The 22,316-nt window shown below is 63.1% G+C and carries 29 protein-coding genes; 19 read left to right on the forward strand and 10 right to left on the reverse strand.

Annotated features, from left to right (window positions below):
* The 4 genes from AWC12_RS02095 to AWC12_RS02105 form a co-directional block, all read left to right on the forward strand.
* The coding region (locus AWC12_RS02095; protein ID WP_165762754.1) for an ATP-dependent DNA helicase at window positions 1-1,235 on the forward strand (1,235 nt) is incomplete at its 5' end.
* Window positions 1,219-1,638: a hypothetical protein gene (locus tag AWC12_RS02100; RefSeq protein WP_133057296.1), complete on the forward strand. Its 420-nt coding sequence runs from the start codon at window positions 1,219-1,221 to the stop codon at window positions 1,636-1,638. The genes AWC12_RS02095 and AWC12_RS02100, both read left to right, overlap by 17 nt.
* A gap of 483 nt (window positions 1,639-2,121) precedes the next feature.
* The gene (locus AWC12_RS30955) at window positions 2,122-2,268 is read left to right on the forward strand and encodes a hypothetical protein (RefSeq protein WP_165762755.1); all 147 of its coding nucleotides are present in this window, start codon (window positions 2,122-2,124) and stop codon (window positions 2,266-2,268) included.
* A gap of 202 nt (window positions 2,269-2,470) precedes the next feature.
* On the forward strand, window positions 2,471-2,800 hold the full coding sequence (locus tag AWC12_RS02105) for a hypothetical protein (RefSeq protein WP_085172018.1): 330 nt from the start codon (window positions 2,471-2,473) through the stop codon (window positions 2,798-2,800).
* Between the two features lie 74 nt (window positions 2,801-2,874).
* Here the strand turns inward: AWC12_RS02105 and AWC12_RS02110 are convergent, their stop codons facing one another.
* A complete protein-coding gene (locus AWC12_RS02110; RefSeq protein ID WP_085172040.1) occupies window positions 2,875-3,657 on the reverse strand; it encodes a hypothetical protein in 783 nt (260 codons plus the stop codon).
* Between the two features lie 742 nt (window positions 3,658-4,399).
* Here AWC12_RS02110 and AWC12_RS02115 point away from each other — a divergent pair.
* The 4 genes from AWC12_RS02115 to AWC12_RS02130 all read left to right on the forward strand — a co-directional run bounded on the left by AWC12_RS02115 (window position 4,400) and on the right by AWC12_RS02130 (window position 8,134).
* Complete coding sequence (locus AWC12_RS02115) at window positions 4,400-4,774, forward strand: hypothetical protein (protein WP_085172042.1); 375 nt, start codon at window positions 4,400-4,402, stop codon at window positions 4,772-4,774.
* A gap of 84 nt (window positions 4,775-4,858) precedes the next feature.
* Window positions 4,859-5,632 carry a hypothetical protein gene (locus AWC12_RS02120; RefSeq protein ID WP_133057297.1) on the forward strand — a complete coding sequence of 258 codons (774 nt, stop codon included), beginning with the start codon at window positions 4,859-4,861 and terminating at the stop codon, window positions 5,630-5,632.
* A 150-nt stretch (window positions 5,633-5,782) separates the two neighbouring features.
* A complete protein-coding gene (locus tag AWC12_RS02125) occupies window positions 5,783-7,183 on the forward strand; it encodes an AbiJ-related protein (RefSeq protein ID WP_133057298.1) in 1,401 nt (466 codons plus the stop codon).
* A 201-nt stretch (window positions 7,184-7,384) separates the two neighbouring features.
* Window positions 7,385-8,134, forward strand: coding sequence for a hypothetical protein (locus AWC12_RS02130; RefSeq protein WP_133057299.1), 750 nt, complete (start codon window positions 7,385-7,387; stop codon window positions 8,132-8,134).
* A gap of 50 nt (window positions 8,135-8,184) precedes the next feature.
* Here AWC12_RS02130 and AWC12_RS02135 read toward each other — a convergent pair whose 3' ends face one another.
* Complete coding sequence (locus tag AWC12_RS02135; RefSeq protein WP_085172022.1) at window positions 8,185-8,931, reverse strand: ImmA/IrrE family metallo-endopeptidase; 747 nt, start codon at window positions 8,929-8,931, stop codon at window positions 8,185-8,187.
* A 2-nt stretch (window positions 8,932-8,933) separates the two neighbouring features.
* Entirely contained in the window at window positions 8,934-9,299 is a 366-nt protein-coding gene (locus tag AWC12_RS02140) for a helix-turn-helix domain-containing protein (protein WP_085172024.1), read from the reverse strand.
* Window positions 9,300-9,427: 128 nt separating this feature from the next.
* On the opposite strand from AWC12_RS02140, the gene AWC12_RS02145 reads away from it, so the two are divergent.
* On the forward strand, window positions 9,428-9,631 hold the full coding sequence (locus AWC12_RS02145) for a hypothetical protein (protein ID WP_085172046.1): 204 nt from the start codon (window positions 9,428-9,430) through the stop codon (window positions 9,629-9,631).
* A 312-nt stretch (window positions 9,632-9,943) separates the two neighbouring features.
* Entirely contained in the window at window positions 9,944-10,204 is a 261-nt protein-coding gene (locus AWC12_RS02150; protein ID WP_085172026.1) for a hypothetical protein, read from the forward strand.
* 93 nt (window positions 10,205-10,297) lie between these two features.
* On the opposite strand, the gene AWC12_RS31480 is transcribed toward AWC12_RS02150, so the two are convergent.
* Both AWC12_RS31480 and AWC12_RS02160 read right to left on the reverse strand, forming a co-directional pair.
* Complete coding sequence (locus tag AWC12_RS31480; RefSeq protein ID WP_229481630.1) at window positions 10,298-10,978, reverse strand: 8-oxoguanine DNA glycosylase OGG fold protein; 681 nt, start codon at window positions 10,976-10,978, stop codon at window positions 10,298-10,300.
* 18 nt (window positions 10,979-10,996) lie between these two features.
* On the reverse strand, window positions 10,997-11,578 hold the full coding sequence (locus tag AWC12_RS02160; RefSeq protein WP_085172051.1) for a recombinase family protein: 582 nt from the start codon (window positions 11,576-11,578) through the stop codon (window positions 10,997-10,999).
* Window positions 11,579-11,856: 278 nt separating this feature from the next.
* On the opposite strand from AWC12_RS02160, the gene AWC12_RS31830 reads away from it, so the two are divergent.
* The 3 genes from AWC12_RS31830 to AWC12_RS02170 all read left to right on the forward strand — a co-directional run bounded on the left by AWC12_RS31830 (window position 11,857) and on the right by AWC12_RS02170 (window position 13,972).
* Window positions 11,857-11,982, forward strand: coding sequence for a helix-turn-helix domain-containing protein (locus AWC12_RS31830; RefSeq protein ID WP_268956926.1), 126 nt, complete (start codon window positions 11,857-11,859; stop codon window positions 11,980-11,982).
* Between the two features lie 512 nt (window positions 11,983-12,494).
* Complete coding sequence (locus AWC12_RS02165) at window positions 12,495-13,160, forward strand: class I SAM-dependent methyltransferase (protein ID WP_085172027.1); 666 nt, start codon at window positions 12,495-12,497, stop codon at window positions 13,158-13,160.
* The gene (locus AWC12_RS02170; protein WP_085172029.1) at window positions 13,157-13,972 is read left to right on the forward strand and encodes a hypothetical protein; all 816 of its coding nucleotides are present in this window, start codon (window positions 13,157-13,159) and stop codon (window positions 13,970-13,972) included. Before AWC12_RS02165 ends, AWC12_RS02170 begins: the two co-directional genes overlap by 4 nt.
* Window positions 13,973-14,019: 47 nt before the next feature.
* Here AWC12_RS02170 and AWC12_RS02175 read toward each other — a convergent pair whose 3' ends face one another.
* The 4 genes from AWC12_RS02175 to AWC12_RS02190 all read right to left on the reverse strand — a co-directional run bounded on the left by AWC12_RS02175 (window position 14,020) and on the right by AWC12_RS02190 (window position 15,924).
* Complete coding sequence (locus AWC12_RS02175) at window positions 14,020-14,319, reverse strand: hypothetical protein (RefSeq protein WP_229481632.1); 300 nt, start codon at window positions 14,317-14,319, stop codon at window positions 14,020-14,022.
* Window positions 14,320-14,339: 20 nt separating this feature from the next.
* Complete coding sequence (locus tag AWC12_RS02180; protein WP_085172031.1) at window positions 14,340-14,573, reverse strand: hypothetical protein; 234 nt, start codon at window positions 14,571-14,573, stop codon at window positions 14,340-14,342.
* Window positions 14,574-14,662: 89 nt separating this feature from the next.
* Entirely contained in the window at window positions 14,663-15,097 is a 435-nt protein-coding gene (locus tag AWC12_RS31305) for a hypothetical protein (protein WP_110808544.1), read from the reverse strand.
* Entirely contained in the window at window positions 15,094-15,924 is an 831-nt protein-coding gene (locus tag AWC12_RS02190; protein WP_085172033.1) for an RNA polymerase sigma factor, read from the reverse strand. Before AWC12_RS02190 ends, AWC12_RS31305 begins: the two co-directional genes overlap by 4 nt.
* A 369-nt stretch (window positions 15,925-16,293) precedes the next feature.
* Between AWC12_RS02190 and AWC12_RS02195 the strand changes: the two genes are divergently transcribed.
* From AWC12_RS02195 to AWC12_RS02205, 3 genes are all read left to right on the forward strand, one after another.
* The gene (locus tag AWC12_RS02195; protein WP_085172035.1) at window positions 16,294-16,944 is read left to right on the forward strand and encodes a CAAX protease; all 651 of its coding nucleotides are present in this window, start codon (window positions 16,294-16,296) and stop codon (window positions 16,942-16,944) included.
* 290 nt (window positions 16,945-17,234) lie between these two features.
* A complete protein-coding gene (locus tag AWC12_RS02200; protein WP_085172036.1) occupies window positions 17,235-17,957 on the forward strand; it encodes a ParA family protein in 723 nt (240 codons plus the stop codon).
* On the forward strand, window positions 17,950-18,375 hold the full coding sequence (locus AWC12_RS02205; RefSeq protein WP_085172038.1) for a hypothetical protein: 426 nt from the start codon (window positions 17,950-17,952) through the stop codon (window positions 18,373-18,375). The genes AWC12_RS02200 and AWC12_RS02205 overlap by 8 nt, the downstream gene beginning before the upstream one ends.
* Window positions 18,376-19,040: 665 nt before the next feature.
* Here AWC12_RS02205 and AWC12_RS31485 read toward each other — a convergent pair.
* A complete protein-coding gene (locus AWC12_RS31485; RefSeq protein WP_228846264.1) occupies window positions 19,041-19,280 on the reverse strand; it encodes a hypothetical protein in 240 nt (79 codons plus the stop codon).
* A gap of 89 nt (window positions 19,281-19,369) precedes the next feature.
* On the opposite strand from AWC12_RS31485, the gene AWC12_RS02220 reads away from it, so the two are divergent.
* From AWC12_RS02220 to mobF, 3 genes are all read left to right on the forward strand, one after another.
* Window positions 19,370-19,567, forward strand: a complete 198-nt coding sequence (locus AWC12_RS02220; RefSeq protein ID WP_073914232.1) for a ribbon-helix-helix protein, CopG family — start codon at window positions 19,370-19,372, stop codon at window positions 19,565-19,567.
* A 351-nt stretch (window positions 19,568-19,918) separates the two neighbouring features.
* On the forward strand, window positions 19,919-21,082 hold the full coding sequence (locus AWC12_RS02225; protein WP_234813807.1) for a rep protein: 1,164 nt from the start codon (window positions 19,919-19,921) through the stop codon (window positions 21,080-21,082).
* Window positions 21,083-21,401: 319 nt separating this feature from the next.
* Window positions 21,402-22,316: MobF family relaxase (gene mobF, locus AWC12_RS02230; RefSeq protein ID WP_165762756.1), on the forward strand; the 915-nt coding region annotated here is incomplete at its 3' end.

Raw genomic sequence — 22,316 nt, forward strand, 5'->3', positions numbered from 1 at the left:
CCTTCGATGTCGTTGTTGTCGATGAGGCCGGCATGGTCGGCACCGGCCACTGGCATCAACTGCTGTCCGCGACGACGACGGCCGGAACGAAAACCGTCATGGTCGGCGACGCCCACCAACTCGCCCCGGTCAAAGCGCGCGGCGGGATGTTCGCCCAACTGTGTGACGAGCTGCCCTGGACCCAACGCCTCAGCGAGGTGTGGCGCCAACACGACCCTGCCGAACGGGCGGCCTCACTCGCTTTGCGGGATGGTGGGCCCGCCCCGGTGCGCCGCGCGATCGACTGGTACCGCAACCACCACCGCCTGGCGTGCGGGGACCAGGTCACCATGGCCGCCGACGCCCTGGCCGCCCACCAAGCTGACCTCGCGGCCGGGAAAGACAGCCTGCTGCTGGCCGACACCGTCGAGATGACCGACGCGCTGAACCGCCGAGTCCACGACCACACTGTCGCCGACCGCGCCCGCCAGGGCCTCGAAGTGGCCACGGTGACCGGGGCACGCAACCACCGCATCGGCGCCGGCGACGTCATCGTCACCCGCAGCAACGACCCCACCATCACCGTCACCGCCGCCGACAAAACCCGCACCCCGATCCAGGACGAGGCCCCGGTCCGCAACGGGCAGCGCTGGCACGTCGTCGCCGTCGACACCAACCCCGACCGCCCACGGATCGCCGCACGCCGACACGGCGACCAAGCACTGGCAGTCTTCGCCGACGACTACCTACGCGAGCATGTGCAGCTCGGGCACGCGGTCACCGTGCACACCGCCCAAGGCGTCACCGCCGAAACCACCCACGCCGTGCTCGCCGACACCGCCACCCGCAACCTGGCCTACGTCGCCCTCACCCGCGGCCGCGCCTCCAATCACGCCTACCTCTACCAACGCACGGTCGGGGAAGGCGATCACCAACACCGCGACCTGTCCGACGGGGTTCACCTCGCGCACCGCGGCACCCCCACCCACGCCGGCCGGACACTGCGCCACATCATCGGCAACGACACCCCCGCCCAAACGGCCCACCACACCGCAGCCCAAACACCGGCCCACGCGCTACCCGAGCGCGTCGCCTCACTCGTCACCCGCCACCAGCAAGCTGTCACCGCCAGACTGGCTACTGATCGCAGATCGCAACGTAGACAACAGGATCGAGCCCTCGACCGCGCACTGGGGCTCGACCGCAGTCAAACCCGAAGCCAGGAAAGGGACCAAGGCTATGACCTCAGCCTCTAACCCGCCGGCCGTGCTCGACACCGATCGCATCAACGCCACCGCCGAACGCATCGCCACCGACTGGGCACACCACGGCCACAACACCCTCACCGCGATGATCGCCGAGCTCTACACCGACCTCGCCGACCTCCCGCCGCGCTACACCCCCGACCAACGCGCCGACATCCTCACCGACGCCGCCGACATCACCGCCACCGAACTGATCACCATGCTCGACGACCACATCTACCAAGAAGCCGACCGGCCACCAGTCACCGAATACGGCTGGGTCATGCACACCGACGACCGCCACACCGCCGCCGTCGCAGCCCTCACCAGACACACCGCCAGCCACCTCACCTGGTGGCTCACCGACCAACTCACCGACTACCTCACCAACCGCGAAGCCGAAGACCCCGACTGAAAGGAGTTGAGGACGAGGCCGCGCGAGCGTGTCGACAGCAGCCGACACTCATCAACGACGGTGAACTTGCCGCCATCTGGTGTGATCATCGCGCGCCAAAACAGCCTCGGGCGATCGGCCGCCTTCAAAATTCTGGTCGGCGTGCGCCTGTCACACACCGGATGGTCGCTGTCCCATGAGACACTCGATGGGCGCTATTTGTGCGCCCAAAACAAACATCGTTCCGCGCGAACCGCGGTCTCTGAGCCTTCCTCCCCTGGGCGGTAGCACCCTACCGTCGAACGGAACAGCTGCAACAACGCTTCCGCTGTTCATCCACGACTTTCATTGCGGTGCAATGCATCCGCAATGAAAGATGCTCTTTATCGAGCATCGATTAGCCGGGTTGATCAACCCGGCTATTTTCATGTCCACCCACCGGTGGCCCCCAGAAAGCCGCACTTCCCAACGGAGTGCGGCTTTCGTCGCAGGAGGTAACAACACATGGACGTAGTCACGCACGCCTGGATGGTCCTTATCGGACTCTTCGTGCCACTGATCTACATCGCCGTCCTTGCGCGTCGCGATGAGCCAGCCCAACGCCTCGAGGCATTGATCAAAGCCCTCATCAACCGCCGTCCGCGACGCTGAAACACCAGCCATGGCACATTCAGAAAGATCTGTGATGTTGTAGCTCCACGCGTCATCTGACGCGCGCCTCCGCTGCAAGACCTTTCTTGCCTCGCAGGTCGAGCACCAGCTCGACGAGCGAGGCTTTTTTGTGCCCACAATGAGGTGCAGAGGTGCAGACCCTCGACGCCATGCCCGCGCGCCGGATCGGAGACCGGAACCCATGCCACAGCCAACGGGCCCAGACCGCCTGCTGTTCGATCAGGTAACCGCCGCCCTACGAAAAGCCGATCACTTCGAGCAGATCTTTGAACCAGACGACCTCAGCAGGGTCGACAAGCTGCGCTCCATCGGCCGGCGCGTGGGACGTGAACTGGGCTGGAAAATCCGTACGTTCGCCACAGCCCTCGACAGCGGGCGGGTGCGCGTACTCATCGTGGTCGAGCGCTCCACACCCCTAAGGGACCAGCTCATGGACACCCGGCGCCGCAAATCGATCAGGGACGCACTGGCCGAAATCGGGGCTGACATCAACCTGGGATCTGCGGATTAAAAGTCCGTAGCTAGCGAGCCTGTTGAGCAGCCAGGTCATCCCAGGGTCTGGAAGTGGTCGGTCCAAGCTTGGGATCATTTCAAGTCGATGGGAGCCGTTGGGCTGACGGTGGCCTTCATGTAGGCGTTGTTCAGATACACGATCTTTCGCGTGAGCAGTTCGCTGCTCCAGCGGTCTTCCGTGCTCTTCCCACGCGCGCTGCGTGCAAGGCCTAACGTCTCTAGTTCCTTCAATCCGCGCTGCCAGGTGTCATCTTTGATGGCGTGGTTCTTTCGATCGTTGACCGAGACGTGCGTGCCAACGGTGTCGTCCGTGCCGCCTTTCAACATCAGCCGCAAAATCAGGTACACGAAGAGAGCGCGGGCAGACAACACGTTGATCCAGCCGTTCGACCAGAACTCGAGGGGGATGGTGATGTACGGCGCTCCCGTTTCGGGAAGGTGGGCGACGACAATCTTGTATCCCTTTCCGGGTTCGCGAACACGACTGATCCAGCGTGTCGTTACGTTGGGTCCGCTCGTCTGCAGTGCAGACATAGCCCGCTTGATCCGCCTCGTACCAGCCCCGGGGATGGGATCGGCATCATTTAGTTCCTCGTACCCCAACATCTCCGCCCAAAAGTTGTCGGTGAGCGGTGTGAACAGGCCGTGGGGGGGTTGGCGCGTCAGCATCACCAGGCTGAGATACACCTTCAGCGCGGCTTCGCCGCAGAGGAACATCGCGGACAGTGGGGTCTCGGTCTGAGCCGGATCTTGAATCCGGGCGAACTCTCGTGGCAGCTGCACGGTCGACCGTCGGCCCGACATCTTGACTGCCTTGTTCAGCAGCTGCTGGGCCGTCACCGTCAGCGTTCCCATCGGGTCCATCCTCCAAAGTTCTCGGACGTTTCAGCGGGTATCCCTGGAGTAGTGGGATATAGAAGTATTGGGGTACATGTAATGTACGCCAAGGGCCAGATCAGAGCGTTGATTTTCCGCTCAAGAAGTATTTATTGATGGCTTATATGGAACTGACAACTAGCTAACTCAGTATCTGGCACTTGCTGTGGTGGTCATCGTATACCGCTGAAACGTCCGTGAATGAGGCTTGCTCATTAGCCGCGGTTGGGCTGTGATGGACGGAGGACGCGACACCTGTGGCTCGGGCTCGCGTCCTCCGTTCCGCACGCGATCCCAGAAAGGAGGTGGTACTCGAATGCGGCGTGGTTTTCGACTTACCGTTCGATGGGCCCACGGGTCCATCTCGATCACGCTCGAGCCCTACTAGCTGGGAGGGTCTCCCGCCGATTGTCGCGGCGGGGGACTCTCCTCCCAGTGTGTCTGCGACCGTGCCGCTGATGCAACCAGGTCGGGTGCCACGTTCCAGGTGGCCATCTCGTTGGCAATCCGCGATTCAGCAGCGCAAGAACTTCCCAGGGTGGGGTTCACCTGCTGCTATTTGGTCATTGACCCACGACTAGGGCTGATTGAATCCGGTCTCCATGATGTCTATGATTGATTCGTGGTTGCATTTCAGTGGTTTTTGAATAGGCTCTTGGGTAGGAACCTGTAGAACCGCAGGTCGAAAAAGATCCAAAGATGAGGACGTGACACCGTGACCATGGTGAATACCGCCATCCTGAACCACACGCTGACCATGAAGCTGCCGCCGGCGGAGTTGGCGCGTCAACTGGTCTCGCACCTGGGCCCGACGCTGGTCGCGGCAATGGCCAACGTCCGAGATCGCAAGCTGCCACATAAGTGGGCATACGACGGTGGGCCCACTCCTCGGCCAGAGGCATTGGCGCGACTGCAGGTCGCTCACCGCGCCTGGGTGGCGCTGGCCACCGCCGAAGGGGACGACATTGCCCGAGCGTGGTTCATCGGCGCCAATCCGCGCCTCGATGAGGTGCCGCCTTACCTGGCGATCCGGGCTGGCGACTACAACAAGGTGATGGCTGCCGCGGCGGCCTTCGTCGATGGCACCGACAACTAATTTCGAAGGAACCGCCCACGGCCCGACTGCACAGATAGGATCGGCATCCTGCTGATTTGATTCTGGGCAGGGGGTTGTGGGGGCGTGACGAGTGATATCCGGGCCTGTCCGACGACGGGTATTGCCTTGCTTCCTGCCTGCGGGCAGACGGTGTTTCGGCTTGCCAAGCCTTCCTACGGACCGCTGAACCCCCAATGCCGTCCGCTCACCAGCGACGACGACCGCAGCCGATGGAATCGGTTCGACTTGCCCGGGGAACAAACCGTCTATGCCGCTTCCACCCCTGAAGGAGCTTACGGAGAGTTACTGGGCGGTTTGAAGAAGCCAGCCCCACTGGCGGCTTCGGTGCTGTTCGACGATGCCGGAGGCGCAGCAGTCACGGTGGAAGAGTTAATCGCCGAGGACTGGGCAGCATTGGGCAAGCGGCTGGCCCCGCATGTGGTCGACGTCAACTGGCTCGATGAATTTCGCCTGTACACGATGACCTTGCCCCAGCAGGGATGGCTGGTGGACTCCGAACATTCCCGCACCGTCACCTTCTTGCAGGAAAACATCCCCCTGGCGCTCTGGGAACGTGGTGTGCAAGGGGTGACCGTGTCGGATCTACGCAGCGAAGACCGATTCCTCACCACCCACCTTGCCGAACGATTGGCTCGCGCCCGTCTCACGGAGGGACACACTGCGATTGGGTTGCGATACGGCTCCAAGCACGGCAGCGACTGGGACTGCTGGACGGTTTGGTTACGCAACGGCGTGAACACCAGCATCGCCGTTGATGCCGGAGAACCGGTACACCCTCCTGAGCGCAACCCGATCTTGGCCAAAGTGCTTGACACCTACAACCTTTCGGCACAGTAGCGCCATCAGAGCACGGCAATTGGTTTCCCCGCGCGGAGGTTCGGCGGGTAGCGATGTTGGCCGCGCGAGCGCCAGCGCCGCACGCTCACCGAAGTCGGTGAAACCTGGAAGCACCGGGTTGTCGGGGTGGTCTGCAAAGATTTCTAGCTGATGCCTCATCCAGTCGACGACGTCACGGCATTGCTCCGTACGTTGTTGTATCAGCCCCTTGTCTCTGGCACGCACGACGAAATCAGCGACAGACTCCAGTCCCTAGGATTGGATTTAGGCGAGGGGACGAAGGCCGAACGGGTCGCATCCGTCCTTGACTCCCTGCCTCATGACGAGTTAGTGCGCGTGGCTCAACAACTTCTCGACGCGGACGTTCTTTGGGCTGAGCGGCGCAACCAGCTGCAGGACGTGCTGTGGATAGGGCAGGGTCCCGTCATCTGGGAGCGGACCCGTCGCGACCTAGCCGCCGCCCTCGACATCGAAGACTTAGTCGTCGATGCCGACCGGTTCGAGGCAATGCTCGATCGTTGGTGGGTGCTGGGTACACCGAGCCCGTTCGAAGGAGTCTTCAGTGAAGAAGACACATCAACGCTCGCACTGGCATTCGGACCGGCCAGTAGTCCCGCGCGACTCCGCAAAAACATCCAACAACACGTCTTCCGGAATTCGGATTGGTCAGTGGAGCGGCTATTCGACGAACTTGGCGCGTTCGATGCGGTAGACCGGCGCTTCGCAGGCTTCCTCGAGGACCTGGTGTCACACAAGGTCGTTATTCGCGAGAACGCCCAACGCCGAATCGTCAATGCCATCGCCCGACAGCTGCATGAGGCCCGCCTGGAATTCCGAGAGGTCGATCTCGACGGCGGATATCCCGTGTTCCGCCTAGTGGCGACCGGACAACCCACCTCCCGACCGAAAAGTCTTATCTTCGGATCAACACGGAAACCAGACCTGCGGATCAGCGACACGGTCGACAACGAGATCGAAATCGTCGATGGTGCAGATGCCCTTGTATTCGATGATCCGATTGGACTTGACGGGGTGCGCTGGCGAGACCTGCAAGCCTGGTGGAGTCGGCACCACCAGGAGCAAGACGAGGCCACCGCCAGACGTGCGCTTTATTCGCGGATGTTGAGCGGCCTACCCAAAGATTCGCCGCCACAACGCCACATGTTCATGGCATATCACCAAATCCACGGCAGCCGAATTCCCGATCTACCTGCACTGCTACCCGAAGTGTGGCTGCACTGGGACCACAAGACAATTCGCGAACGTGGCATTCGGGCTCTGCTTGGCCAACGGATGGACTTCCTCCTGCTGACACGCAATCACCACCGCATCGTGTTAGAAGTCGACGGCGAAACTCACTACACCGACGAGGCAGGCAACCCATCTCCAACGGCGTACGCACGAAGCGCCGCTCTCGACCGAGCCATGCGCCTGCGCGGATATGAGGTATTCCGCTTCGGCGGAGCCGAACTGCGCAGCGAAGCACAAGCCAGATCAACACTCGTCCCGTTCTTCAAGGAACTGTTCGACCGATACGACATCGCAGACTGATACCAGCAGGCAGCCGCTCGACCAATCCAAACATCAACGCCGCAGCCCCGTGCGCACCCCACCCGTCTCGATAACGAAGATTTCCGGGACGGCGGAGGAGCGGCAAGGGCGGCGACGAAGTTGAGGGGTAACTAGGGCGGCAACTGCAGCACTCTGCTCGGTTGGCTTGGGTGGTCGGTCTAGCAGACCACACTGTTGAGCATGGCTACCAACGAGGAGCGCCGCGACCGCGTGGTGCAGTGGATGAGGGAGATAGGTGACCCGTGGATGCGGCCAGGTGCGCCCGGTGAGGCCGCAGCGGGCAGTGAGTTAGCTGCTGACGACGCAGCTGGTCCGCAGATATCGCCGGTGGCGCATCATGGGCTGCTAATGGCGTTGGATCACCTGGGCGCGGTGGTGGATGCCATGACGTCGGGCGTACAGATCCGGCACTACGCGCACTTCACATCGATGCGAACGGTGTTGCTGTCGTCGGCTCGTGTGCGGTGGCTGCTGCAGCCAGAGATCTCCACCGATCGCCGGTTGCGATGCGCGCAAATTCGGCACAAAAATTTGATGGAGCAGCGAAAGGCGTTAGTGGATCTGGGTGCGCCGGCCGTCGAAGCTGAGCTAGAGCAACAACGGCAGCGGCTTCTGGCGGCCATGGATGCTGAGAAGGACAAGCTGACACAGCAGGCGCAGGCTCTCGGCGCCACGCAGCTGCATGACCCGATCGACACTGTGTCCATGCTCCGAACGATGGTCGACCCGCAGTCGCTGGAAGGCACATTCGTCCTGCAGATGTGGCGCACCGGGTCGGCATCGGCCCACGGTTACTTCTGGACCGATCAGAACCGCTCCAATCCAGGAGAGTTCGATGAAACATGGTTCAACGGAGCGCTTTTCGCGTCAGTCCTGTTCGCCGACGAAGCCATGAAACTGTACGTACGTCGTGCCGGGATCACGCTATGACCCCTGACCAGAACGAAGGTTTTCGAGACTGCGGGGCTATGTCTACATTTCTATGGATTACGGCCGTCGTCTGAGACGGCCACTAGTCGTTCGGATGCGAGTCGGATGCCGACGGCCTGCTTGGATACCTGGAGCAGGTCGGCAAGTGTGGCGACGAGTTCATCGACTCTCGCGGGGGGTGTCGGCGGGGGACCCAGCTCAAGGTTCTGCATCTCTCGCAATACAAGCCGGCGAAAGGTTCGGCGGGGCATCAGCAACGCCGCCATCGCGCGATTGGCTTGCACTTCGCGCCAATCCGGACGTTGACGCGTCGAAGCCCAGCTCGTCTCATTCGGTGTGATGTCGCGGTGAAGACAGCGCACCACTCCGTCTTCCTTGGAAAAAGGGCCGCCCACAACACCGGTGCGTCCAACTAGCTGAGCCATCTCCGGATCAAAAAGGTAGCGGTGGAGGAAGATGTGAGATGCCTCGTGAGCGAGCGTCGCGCGCCAGCGTCCGACCGCTCCCATGGTCGCACCGTCGGCGTCTCGCGCCTCGGTCAACGAACTGTCGATCGACACCTTTGGTGCTCCACGCACCGAAAATTGGGTGAGACCGAGCACCCCGGCGGGGAGGTCGGCGTACAAATCGAGTTCGGCGCGAAGAAATCCTTCGATGAAGCGCTCGACATCGGTCACCGGGTCGCTCAACGTGGGCGTCAAGCCCGCACGTCGCAGTTGCTCCGTAGCAATCTCTTCGATGTCTTCCGGCTCGTACCAGATCCGCTGATCGCCCTCCGGCCCGGAATACCACTGCACCGTTACCGCTCCACGTCATCGTCTTTGGTTATCCGATCTACCTGCTCGAGAAGGCTCTTGAGCTGATTTTCGGTCAACCGATCGCTCGCGACCCGCCGGAAAAGCACCCCTGCACTAGGGGTTTCTCGAATGTATTGCTCGTCGTCCTTCGTGATGCCAACGCGCCCTGCCGCAGCCAGAAGGTCATCAAGCTTCAGACCCAGCTCGGCGGCAATCTTTACCAGCACCTCTTGCGAAGGTATCCGACGGTCGAACTCGATGTCGTTCAAGTACGACGGTGATAGTCCAAGCTCGCGAGCCAACCCGCGCAGCGTCTGCTTCAGCTCGACCCGGGCATCCCGGATGCGCTTGCCAAGGGTCTCAGTCATGCAATGCCTGCCATGTACGCAAATTAGCGTACGCCGCCGGCCGCATCCGACCCATCTGTCAGACTCACGTGTTATCCTGTATGCGTGTACGCGGACATGCGTACAAACGCACGAGAAGGGATCTCAACATGTCCAAGGGACATCACCGCAGCGCTATCAGCGGCAGGTTTGTGAAGGCCTCCACCGCCGCACGCAACCCCAGGACCACGGTCACCGAACGTGGTGCCAACCACAGCAGCGGCACCCATCACCGCAGTGCCATCACCGGCAAGTTCGTGAAGGCCTCCACCGCTGCGCGCAACCCCAAAACCACGGTCACCGAACGCGGCTGACCGCTTGTCCGAGCGGGGGGCCTCCGGTTCTCGATGTACCGCCCCGCCGCTCGGATGCCCTTCACCCGCAGAACCCTTCAAGGAAAGTGAGGCCATCATGGCCGTGTCTGTCCCCACCATCACTTGCCCGTACTGCCGATTCACTTTCGTGAACGTGCGGGTCACCAAGCATGGGCTCATCCGTTGTGGCAACTGCGGCAAAACGATGAAAATCTGACGCCGTCCGTTCCGTCCCAGGACGTCCTTGACGGTCTATGACCCTGCTAATCAAGCGATTTGGATCTCTGCCACAGCTAGAAGGGTGCTCTCTGAATGAAGATGATGCTCGCGGTGCTCACCGCCGCCTCCATAATCCCTACCGCCGCCTGCGCTGATCCGCCGACCGAGTCGGAACAGTACGGAATCGACACCGTCGGTAGGTCAGCTGCGGCTCGCTTAAAAGACAACCGCGGAATGAAGGTCAGGGACGCCTGTCAAGCCGAGGTGAGCGGGCTGCCCAAGGACCTGTTGGCGAAGTACAACGTTGACGAGGTCGTCAGAGGATGCGTCAGCCGGAATAGCGGCGAGGGTTGACCTCTCAACGCCCAAGACAACGCGCCTCCTCCTCAGGTCACGACGAGCAGGTACACGGTCGGGCGATCATTCGGAGCGCGTGGGAAACGAGGTTCAGGATGATCCGAGTTCGAACAGCCGGCGTTCGATGACATCGACCTCAGTGTCGAACTCGTAGGCCCAATCTTTGGCGAGATCGATGTAGCGGAGATAGTGCTCTAGCGACGCCTCCCATTGCTGTCCGGTCGATTTTCGAAGACCAGCAACCACGTTGTCGTCCATGATAAGTGGTTGTGAAATATACGGTTTGGCATCGTAACCGGCGAAATACATCAGCTTGGTGAAGTAGGACGGGCCCAGTCCGGCGATCCATAGCCGTTGATGCCTGCCCATCGCCTTGTATGCGCTGGCGGCCCCTTCGCTACGCACCACCTTGATCGCCTCAGTCAGGTGTGACGGGGCGTTGTCGCTCGACAACGGCCTCGCCGCGCGTGCTGTCGACTGTCCTGGAGGAGCTCCCCAAAAAATGATCGCCGCATGCAATTGTGTCGCGGACCGCGGGTCGGTGAGTTCAGCCACCACCCGTTGAGCGATCGCGAACACCACAGCGCGATCGATTCGAATCCGGCCGTTGGGTTGCGCCGGGAGTTGGTCAAGTTCACTCGGCCACATCCGCTCATCAGGCAGCACGCTCTTGCAGTATTCAGGGTCGCGTGTAAAACCCTGTCCAAGAACATATTCTGTGCGTAGCGGAACCTGTTCATCGAACAGCTTCGGCACGGAGCTATCGGCCACCTGACGCCTTTCTCGGAGTTATTCCTGCTCGCACTCTATGGGCGTGGAGAGGTACCGGTAGGCCGTTGCTCGACTGATGCCGAATGCTTTGGCGAGTTCGTGAACCGGTTCGCCCGTCCCGGCGAGGCGGCGCAGCTGCTCTTGCCGTTCGAGGGTCAGCTTGGCCGGCTTTGTAGCCGGTAATTGGCGGGCTCGTCGGGACTCACGCGATGCGGCGCGACGCTCGCGGCCAAGCTCCAGTTCGAGTTCGGCCAGTGTTGCCATGATCGCGGCCACCGCGCGGCCTGTTGGTGTAGCTGTATCTATGCCTTCACGCAAGGCGCGCAACAGGATTCGACGTCCGCCAAGTTCGGCGATGGTGCGTGTAACTTCGGCGACGGAACGCCCGAGACGATCGATGGCGGTCACGACCACGGTGTCGCCCTCGCGGGCATAGTGCAGCAGGGATGCCAGGCCAGGCCGGTCAGTGTTCACCGCACCGGAAAGCTTGTCGGTGAAGATCTGGTCGGATTCGACGCCCTGGGCAGCGAGTGCGGCCAGCTGTCCATCGAGGTCCTGCCCCGCAGTGCTCACCCGCGCGTATCCAAGAATCGCTGTCACAGCACCCACCGTCTCATTGCCCTCCGACAGTGAGGATCTGAGACACGCGGCGTGAGACAAGATATGAGACACCGCGACCTGGGGCTACACGCTAGGGGAGAGGAGCCCGAGGGGATGTCTCGTTTCTTTAGAAACGAGACAGAAGGCTCCTGTCAATCCTCCGATTCGAACGGAGACCGCGCGGCCGACGCCCGTCCGGATGGAATGCCATAAGCGGGTCGGTCGGGCGCAGCGGTACCGTTCAGTGGGCCAGCGACAAGGAGACGAAAAGACGAAAAGTGGCCACGCCCGATCTGACCGCCGCCGGCACCATCGCCGCCGTTCAGGCTCTCGACGAGGCCGGCACTCCCCTAGCCCAGATCGCACGCACCTTCGACATATCCCGGTCGGAGAACCCGACGTAGCGGCAGTAAGGTCAGTTCAGCGATCTCCGCTGACGAGTCGTGCTTCCTACTGCTTCCAAAAACAAAAGCTACTGCTTCCAAAAACAAAAGGCCCCGACGTTGAGTCGAGGCCTTCTGTCCGTCGCTGCACCGGCTGCAACCGAGTGCAGCTAATCCAGATGGATATCCAGTCCTACCGGGGATCAAGTCTTGTTTGGAGAGTTTGATCCAGGGCAGTACGGGACTCTTTCAAGGTAGGAGCCAAAAAGGCTGCGGTCAACCGTTGACGGTATGCGTGTTTCGCAGGCATCCTCATTATCAGAGGACAAGTGTCCTCTGTCGGAACCGCAGAGTCTCGACGTCGTGGCTGCAACCACGTTCTGCGGGGAAGGCTCCAGATGGACAGGGACCCCAGGGGGTACGGAGGCATATCTCGTCGCTCGCGAGTACCACCAGCATTCACGATCGACGCTCTACGCCCTCTGGGGTACCCGTCCCTGAACCGCGTATAACACGCGGAAGGGAGGATAGCGGTGTCTGCTGCTATCACAAACCTCGATTCCGGACTGGACGAGGTATTCAGCCTGAACCGTGAGACGTATACGGGTCTGGCCAGCAAGTATGAGAAAACGGGGTATCCCCGACTCCAGCAGGCGAAACGATGGCTCGAACCGTTCATCGCCGCCATGTCCGAACACAACGTGAGGACTGTGTTGGAGCTGGGGCCGGCGGATGGCTATCTGACAGGGCATCTGTGCGACCTCGGGTTCGACATCACGGCGATCGACTTCGCTCCGTCGATGTGCGAGGCCACCCGGCGGCACGCCAGCAAGGCCACGGTGATCGAGGCCGAGTTCTTGGGGTACCAGTTCCCGACGCCGTTCGACGCCGTGTTGGTGTCGGCGTTTGCCCACCTCTTCCCGCATCCGTGGGATCTCGCGGTGCTGGAGAAGACGCGTGAGCTGCTGGCACCCGGTGGAGTCGCATACCTGGCGACGACACTGCACCCGCTGTTCCGCGCGGGCTACATCGAGAAGGACGCCACCGCGCAAGTGCGTTATCGGACCCAGCACACCGCTGCGTCCTTCGAGAGCCTGATTCGGCTCGCTCAGCTCGAGGTCGTCGACTCCTACGTGACATCTGACCGTCTTGCCTCTGAGAAGACCTGGGGGAACTGGATTGTCGGGAGGAAGTCATGAACCGCGATCTGATTCTCGGTTGGAGCGTGGCCTTCGGGTGGGCCGCGCTTTTGGGCTTGGCTCCTACGGTGCTCCCGCTCGCATACGCAGGCTCGGCGGTCGCGGCGAGCACGCTGTTGGGGATCGGGGTCTACCGGGTGCTGCGCCGGCGGGCAACCACCAGGCAGCTTGAGTCGCTGCATGCCAAGCGCGGTGTCATCGCGGTGTCCTGCGGGCGCAACCGGGCCGAGGAGTTTTCCCAGCCTTGGGAGCGCGCTAAAGAGCACATCTTGTGCTGGGGCGTCGGTATGACGAACATCGTCCGCGACGCGGTATTGATCGAGGCCGCGGCACGGCGGGGGGGCACCATCACCTTCGAGATGATCGACCCCACTTGGCTTCGAGGCCGACCGCAGCTGTGCGATCTTCTCGATGTCACTTATCACCGATCGAAGCTGGTGGATCAGATCGACGAGGCGCTAGCCCGGCTCGTCGATCTGCGTGACCGGATCAACGAAAAGTACGGAGCCGACAAGGTCCAAATATTCGTCGTCCAGCACTATCAGGCACAGAGCGGAACTGTGTCTGATCCAGCCAGCACCGAGGCATTCGGGTACATCGAGCACCACACGATGGGGTTCCCGAACGGCCAGTCACGGATGAAAGCGATCATGTACGACTCGCCGAACCCGAACACCGAACCGCCTTATCTACACTGCGTGCTCGATTCGCGAATGCAGCTCCCGCGCCTGCGCGTCGGGAAGAACCCATCCGATCGCGAACAGCTCGGGTGGCGGGACGAGGCCGAAGGCGTCGACCCCTCGGCTGCATAGTTGTCCGAACCTGAAGCCGGTTACCTCCTAAAAAAGGGTAACCGGCTTCAGTCTTTGGCGGCAGGCCGGTTCAGATCAGGCGGGGGTTGCCGTCTTCGTCGAGGATGATGTGCCGTTCGCCGCGCTGGAGTGCGTCGAGTGCGAGGGTCTATCTCGTAGACGGCGAGATCGGTGATGCGGCTGGGGCCGATCACGATGATCTCGTCAGCGTGATCAGCGCCGCCGCCGGCCGCCAGGCCCACGTACTCTGAGTTCGGCGCGACGACGAACTGCAGATCCCAGCCGATGACGCCTCCCACCTCGCGCGCGCGTCGGTTGAGAGTTTGCACGTCGTCGTCGGTCAGCACGTGATGCCCCTCCCCCGCCATCAGGCGTTGTCGGCGGTTCTGCGGCGCAGCGTGTTCAGCTCGTCGAGCAGCTGCTCGTAGCGCTGAAGGGACATGACGACGGCGGCGGGCTTGCCGGCGGTGTCGGCCAGGACGACGTGGCCGCCACTGGTGGTCACCTGATCGATCAGGCGCTGATGCAGTTCGCGGACCGGGATCAGCTCACTGGGAACGGCTTGCGCGCCGCCGAGGGCTTCAACGGTGGTACGGATCATGGGATTTCGCCTTTCGGAAGTGGGTCGGTCTGGTGTCCCCTCGGCCCGTCTGTCGAGCCGAGGGGGACAACGCCGAAATCGGTTGATGCTCAACCGCGTTCGGTGACCGTGGTGTTGGGGTGACGTGCGGCCGTGGAGCCCTTCACGAACTTGCCGGTGATGGCACTGCGGTGATGGGTTCCGCTGCTGCGGTTGGCGCCCCGTTCGGTGACCGTGGTCTTGGGGTTGCGCGCCGCGGTGGACGCCTTGACGTAGCGACCGGTGGTCGCGCTGCGGTGATGTCCCTTGGCCATTGTCTTGTCCTTTCGGTTTGTCCGGCCCGGTGTTGAGCCGGATACCGGTCTATAAGTGCGCTCGTCGGCTCGATCCCTGAATTCCCCGGAATCGTTTCGACCGGCCTCGGCGGCGCGGCGGGCCAGGGCGTCGCCTTCGGCGGCGGTCACCGACCTGCGTGCGACTCGGGCGGTGCGGGTGCCCAATGAGCTGGCGTTGATCAGTGAGGTGAGGTGCTTGATGGTGGTCACGACGTCCTCTTTCGGTTTCGGAGTTGGCGGAGTTGGTGGCCGAGGAGGTTTTCCACGCTTTTCGCGTCGCGCAGCCCCAGCTTGTTGGCGATCTCGCGCTGGGTGAAGCCGTGTTCCTGCAGGAACAGTGCTTGGCGCGCCCGGTCGGTGGTCAGCAGGGCCATCGCTTCGGCCACCGTGTCGTTGGTGACGATGGTCTCCTCGATGCCCTTGATGACGTCGAACTCGTCTTCGGGGAGTTCGTCCATCGGCGTGGTGGCCTCCTGGATGCGCTCTTTCTCGGCCCGCAGTGCGCTGCGGTAGATGTTGGCGAATTGATAGAGGCACTGGCCGATGAAGAAGGTGCCCAGCGACGCCCCACCCGAGGACTGCCAGCGGTGGGTCTTGAGCACCTTGTCGCGGAAGTAGATCAGCGCGGCGACCACGGTGTCGGTGGCGATGTCGTCGATGGTCTGGTCGTCGGGCCAGCCCTCGATGCGGCCCAGACCGTAGCCGGTCAGCGTCTTGGCCTTCGCGTAGATGGTGCCGTGGCGGATCCAGGCGCGCAGCACGCCGAGGCCGTAGCGGGTCAGTTCGCGGGAGAACCGCTCCCACAGCCGGCCGGTGAACTGCTCCAACTGCAGCGCCAGCAACAGCTCCTCATCGGCTTGAAGACGCCGCAGTCGTTCCAGCTGTTCCAGCTCGTCGGCCAGTTCGGCGGCCAGATCAGGGTCGTCGAGCCAGGTACCGACCAAGCCCTCGTCGACGCGATGGATGTCGCCCTGGTTGTCCGGTTGTAAGCGCGCGGCATCAACGGGCGGGCCGGGGCGGCGTGCCGGTCGATCCATGGCTACATCTCCAGGAGGCGAGAAAGAGACAACCGATCCCTACGGTTGTCGCTTCCTCTTAAGTCCGCGCGTACCGCGAACCCCTGAAACCCGGAGAAAGTTTTTTCCAGGAGAGCGGTCGCGGCCCGCGCGCTCGCCATTGTCCCAGGTCGAACCGACATGCTTCGGCATAGCGGAGGGCTCTAGGCCCTAGACCACGAGACCGAAAGATAGCCTTTCAGCCGCAGACAGCGCTGTTCAAAGCAAAGAGCCCGGGTCGGTCGCAAGGACCGAATACCGGGCTCTTCCTGGCTTCAACCGGGCACGCGCTACACGTCACACCGGCCTGTATGCACTCAATCGTACGTGGAGCCCTGATAGAACTCAACGGTGACGGCGCCGGGCCCCTGGGTTGAACAATGGTTGAGCCCCCAGCGATTCCACACGTACATGCTCCTGGCCGGTGGGGACCGCACCCGTGCTCTCGACCTGCACGAATGGAACACCCAGCTCAACGCCGCACTGCTGCACGATTTTGCCCACCTCGAAGTTGGCCTCCGCAACTTCTACGACCGGGCACTCATGAGTGCCGTCCAGCCAGGCGAGGCCCACTGGACCGACCCAGCTTCGTTTGCCGCGCTGTTCCCGGCGGTACCGGGCAATGACGCCCGCACCCACGCCGACCTGGCGTCCGCACGCACCAAGGCTGGCGGCCCGGCCGCACCTCCCGGAAAGATCCTTGCCGAGCTGACCTTCGGGTTCTGGGTCCTGCTGACCAGCTCGCGACACACGACGCTTCTCTGGAACCCACATCTGGAAGCTCTCTACCCGGCCGGTTCGCAGCGGCACAAAATCCACTTCGGCCTCGATGACATGCGTAAGGCGCGCAACCGGGTCGCTCACCACGAGCCCGTCCGCGTCGCCGATGTCAACAACCTGATTCGCCGAATGCGCCGCTACGCCGGTTACATCTCTCCCGATCTCCGGCACTACATCCGACAGACCAGCACCGTCGACTCGCTCTTGCAGTCACGTCCTTGACGGTGGGTGGCGAGATCACCGTCCCCCGGTAAGCGCATCCGTGCAGGACTTCGGCTGATAGCACTCTGAACAGCACAAATGGCCGATCTGTCGCAGTAGAAGTGACTCAGAACAGAACAACGCCAGCGGACGTAACCGAGGCCGCGCGTACGTCGGATGCCGTGAGCGGGGTCCACGGCATCCGAGCCCGGAAAGCGTTATAGCTTTCTGTCGTTCTAACGATATAAAGCTTAAACATTAAAACGCCGTAGCACTTAAGCGTTACAGAGTTACAGCGCTATAATGCTTAGGTGACAGTCAACATTGCTGTGTGCCACTCCCGTAAGGGTGGTGTGGGCAAGTCTTTCCTGGCCTACGAGCTGGCCCATCTGCTTGATGCGGTTCTCGTCGATCTAGAACACGATGGGGGAGGCGTGACGGCCAAGTGGGGGTATCGCCCCCAAGATCACCCACGGTCACGGCTTCTGGATGCACTGGAAGCGGGCGCTACCGCGCCGCGGCCGCTACGCGGATTCAAGAAGCCCGACCTCATCCCAGGTCATCCCGATCTCTATGACCACCAGCCCGACGCCAACACCATGGCTGATGCCCTCACCAAATGGGCATCCGAATGGGGCAAACCGTGGATCGTGGTCGACACCCATCCCGGCGCTAGCCCAGCTGCCCACGGTGCCCTGGCCGTGGCCAACATCGTGCTAGCCCCGACTGCGCTACGAACCGCTGAACTCGACGCCACCGCCGAGCTGGTCAATGAGGCGGCTGACTACCCGCTCGTTATCGTCCCCAACTTCGTCCCCACAACACCACCGGCCGCCGAAATACAGCGACTGCGCAGCATCATCGCCAACACACCCGTACAGGTCGCTCCACCGATACCGACCGCGCTGCACGTAGGAACACGCAAGAAGCGCATCGCCATCACCGCCGAAGCGCCACCTGCGAAGTCGCTACAGAAAGTCGCGGCCGCGCTCACCGATCTCGGCACCTTCGTGAAGGAGTACGTCAATGGCTGACGGCCTGGACTCGCTCACCGCCATGCGCTCGAAGTCGACCACATCGCGCCGCGCAATCCCGCCGCCGCGACACCAACCGCGTCGCACGCCGGTCGACATGCCCGCCGCACCATCGCCAGCAGCCGTATCCGAACCGCCCAAGGCGCAGCCGGCGGCCCCTGTCTCGGCGGCGACCCCGCCGGCCTCCGGCACCGACCTCACGAAAGTGTCGATCTATCTCGACGACACCACGGACGCCTCCCTCGAGGCTGTGCGCGCAGCGGCCCGCGCGACCAAGCCACGCGTCGACGCCACCCGCAGCGCCGTCGTCCGACTGGCGCTTACCCGGCTCGCCGAACAGCTCACTCCCGCCGAAATCGTCGCTGAGCTGCAACGCAGCGCCGCCACTCATAGCGGCCCCGGCCGCAAACGCGCCTAAACACCGTTGAAGCGTTATAGCGCTATAACGCTTCAATTGCGCACGTACGTCTTCCTCGGCCTCGATTGTGGCGAAACGGTGGGTGGGGGCCGTCAAGGCCGGCAACCGCCGCTGCGCGGTCGACCGCGGTCGAGCCTGGACAGCCACCACCCACCGCGCAAACGGGCCACTACGAGGAAGCAGCGGAAAATCTGGTCATGTGGGGGAGTGAAGGGCTACTCGGACTGGGGCCCCCGGCGCGGTCCAGAAACTCGTTGAGCGCCGCATCCACGATGTCGGTGACCGCGTACCCGCGCGGTCCTTCAACACCTCCACGCGCTGCTGCGTGCCCGGACGCACATAGGTGTTCAACGGCACCTTCTGCTGCCGCTTACGCAAACAGCGCAGTGGATCTCGCCTTCGAACGAGTGTTGCGGTCGGTGATCCACGGACCCGCATCGACCGGCGCCCCGATCCTGGACATGCTCGGCGGCCCACGCTGCACCACTTCGAACGCCGCGCGCGTTGTCGGCGCGGCGGCCTAACGTCGGCCCTGATGAGCCATCGGCCACACCACGTGTTGCTGCGCGCGAGGCGGACCGTGGTCGAAGACAGCTTCAGCCGTCAATCGGGCGCTCCTGTTGGCGATCATCTCGGTCAAGTCGTACTGAACTTCGCTGCAGGCTTCATCGAGTAGAACTTGTTGCGCCGAGGCGATCATCGGCGTCGCTGACGTGTAATCGGGCCGCCCAGTCGCTCATCCGATCGCCGATCGCGTCCACCTCTGAGAGCACCAAGCAGGCCGCCTCGCTTGCGTATTCCTCGATGAACGCCGACCGCGCTTCAGCCGGCCACCAGACCGGGATCGGGAGCTGGGCCGCGTACACCGCCGCGATGGCCGCCTCCAGCTCCAGGGGATCGATCACCACCCGAACGGTAGCCCTGTGAAAGGAGTGGCGGGATGTGCGCGTGTCGGTACCAGGTACATGAGCCTCTCTACGTAAGGATCAGATGCATGGCCCAACCGCACAAAGGTCCGCGCGAGCAGATCAAGGTTCGCGCTGACGCATCCGTCTACGCCCGGCTTCGTGAAATGGCCGCCGAACGCGGCACCAGCGTCAGCCAACTCTCGGCAGACCTGCTCGCTATCGCGGTTGGTCACCCCGAGGCTGTTCGCGAACTCGACAAGGAGGTTCTGCCGCTGGCGATGTGATCATCCGCCAGGCCTCAAGACTTTTGCTGGGCAGAGGGTCTTGGCATATGTGACATCTGAATAGCCGGTGTGCGGATTACCCGCTGACATGACGAAGGCCCCGCGTTAGCGAGGCCCTTGTCTGAGGTTTCGAACTGAGTTGGCGCTCGGTTCTGGGTCCGCACCCATTCCCCGAAGGGATCTGTCTTGGTGGACAGTTCTCACGGTAGCGCACGCCTCGAAGCTGCACCAGATTCGCCGCGCGATCGGTGCGCAAACCGTGACCTCATCAGTACCCGCGCACGTCGGACGAACAGTGCGTGGCCGACGCCGCTTGGCGCGGCTGTAGCTCCTGCTGCTCCCAGTCCGCATGTGGTTCGTGCGCTGGCGCACGAGCGTCGCCGTGACTGGGTGACGCGCGCCGGCTCCTGCGCGCCGTCTGCGCCGATGTGGACCAGCCGCGGCGGGTGGCTCGACGGGCTGTCGCGGTGGGTGCACTCCCCGGCGTTCGGACAGCTGTGTGCTGAGGCGCGGGTGTCGATCACCACGGCCACGCTGTTGTCGATCGCCGCGGTGATGGCCGAGCACGCCGATCACGGCACCGGCCGCCACGTCGCGGTCACCCGCGCGACAATCGCCGACAAGGTGGGGTGTGACGTGCGCACCGTGACCGCCGCCTGGCGCGTGCTGCGGGTCTCCAGATGGGCCGTGGAGGCGCAGCGGGGCCACGGTTCGACGACCACTCCCAGCGTCGGCCGGCGACCCTCGGTGTACCACCTGGTGCCGCGTCGCGAAGCCCGCCCAGCGACCCCACCACTCGTGCATGATTTCCACCTACCGCCGTCAGGCGGTGTTGGTTGTTCTTCTCCCGTAGGGAATTACTCACCAAGCAGGCGCGCGAGCGCGCCCGCCAACAGGCTCTGCGACACGACGCGACAACCGCGGCCGCGGCGCGCTACCGCGCGGCCGCTGGCCACCCAGAAACTGGCCGCTGGACTCGTCGCGATCACGCACGGTCTGGATCGCGCCCACATCGGTGCCATCTGCGATGCGCTCAGCGGCGCCGGTATCGACCCCGCGGTGTGGTCTGCGCGTGCGATCAACGACGCCCTCAACGCCGACATGCGTACCAGAGGAACGACGTGGCCCGACCGCATCGCCAACCCCGGCGCATTCCTCGCCAGCCGGTTGCGACGGCTGTCATGGGCACCTCCCGAGGCCCCTCCGAAAAAGGCCGGCGGCTGCGCCGCCGCCAGCATCGACCAGACGCCGCGCCCAGTGGTGCTCACCGACGCGGCGCGAGCCCGGATCACCGCCGCCCGAGAAGAGATCCGCCGAGTGCTCACCGAGCGCGCCCAACGCAGCCGCGAGGAACGCACCAGTAGTCCTCTCGCCGCGTCGTCGCGGCGAGACATCGGGCTGTCGGTCCAGACACGGCACGGCGGCGCGATGAACCGACCCGCAGCAGACCACCGTGCGGTCCGCGGAGACGCGAGTCAGAGCACCGTTGAACGTTCGGGTCGACGACGCGCCTAGTTGGTTGCGAACCGACGCGCGGACGTTGCGGCCAGACGCCACCCTCAGCACCCCCAACCAACGGCCTCTTTTAGTCGCTTCTCACCCACGTCTTCCGTACTGCTTCCGCTTCTCTCCCGACCTCTCGCTGTTCCATCTCTGCCTGCTCGTCCCTTCCCCGCTGCGCTCTCACAACCCACCCCCAAACCTCAGTACTGCTCCACCGCTTAATGCTATGGCACATTTGCACAAGTTTGTGCGATGCTGGTGGGTGCCGGTCCCGTCGAGGGTTTCGCCTTGTGATCTTGGGTGGGATCGGTCGGGGAGGAGGTGGGTTGGGGTGTTGACGGTGGCGAAGTTGTCGTTGTGGTCGGTGAACTATTACAACGACACTGCGCGGGCGGTCGGTGATGCGGTTGCGGACCGGCAGAAAGCCAATGGGGGGTTGGCGGAGTACTACGCCGAACGTGACACCCGTACCCCGGTCTGGGTATGTGCCGGTGATGTACGCGCGGTCGCTGAAGCGGTGGGGTTGGGGGCTTCTGAGCGTGCCGGTGGGGACGCGGATCCGGATGTGGTGGCGCGCTGGTTGGACAGTGGTGTAGCCCCGAACGGGGAGTGTGGTCGGGCGCACGGCAAGGGTGGTGTGCACGGGTTCGATCTGACGTTTTGTGCCCCGAAGTCGGTGTCGTTGGTGCGGGTTTTCGGCAACGATGTGGCCGATAAAGCGGTCAACGCGGCGCATCAAACAGCCATCGCGGAGGCCCTGGAGTACCTGTGCGCGCATGCCGGTTACACCCGGGTACATAACCCGGTCACGGGAGAAAAAGACCTGCAGAAGTTGCCGGGTTTGGTGGCCGCGGCTTATCAGCATGAGACCTCGCGGGCGGGCGATCCGCACCTGCACACCCACGTGCTGGTTCCCAATCGGCAGGCCCGCGCTGATGGCCGGTTGGTGTCCATTGACGGCACGTCGTTGTTTCATGAAGCGCGTGCGGCGGGGATCATTTATCAGGCCACCCTGCGTCACGAACTGCACCGCTTGATCGGGGTGGAGTGGGGGCGGGTGGACGCCCGCACCGGGATGGCCGAGATCGCCGGCATCGACCCCAACACCATCACCGCCTGGTCAACGCGCAGCACCGCGTTGAGGGAGTGGGCGGCATCCAATCTGACCCTCGTTGAGGGCGGGAAAAAGGTGTCGCAGGCGCAGTTGGCGGCCGCGCAGAAAGCCACCCGACCGCGTAAACCGGAG

The sequence above is a fragment of the Mycolicibacterium iranicum genome (genome assembly GCF_002101705.1).
Classification (GTDB): domain Bacteria; phylum Actinomycetota; class Actinomycetes; order Mycobacteriales; family Mycobacteriaceae; genus Mycobacterium; species Mycobacterium iranicum.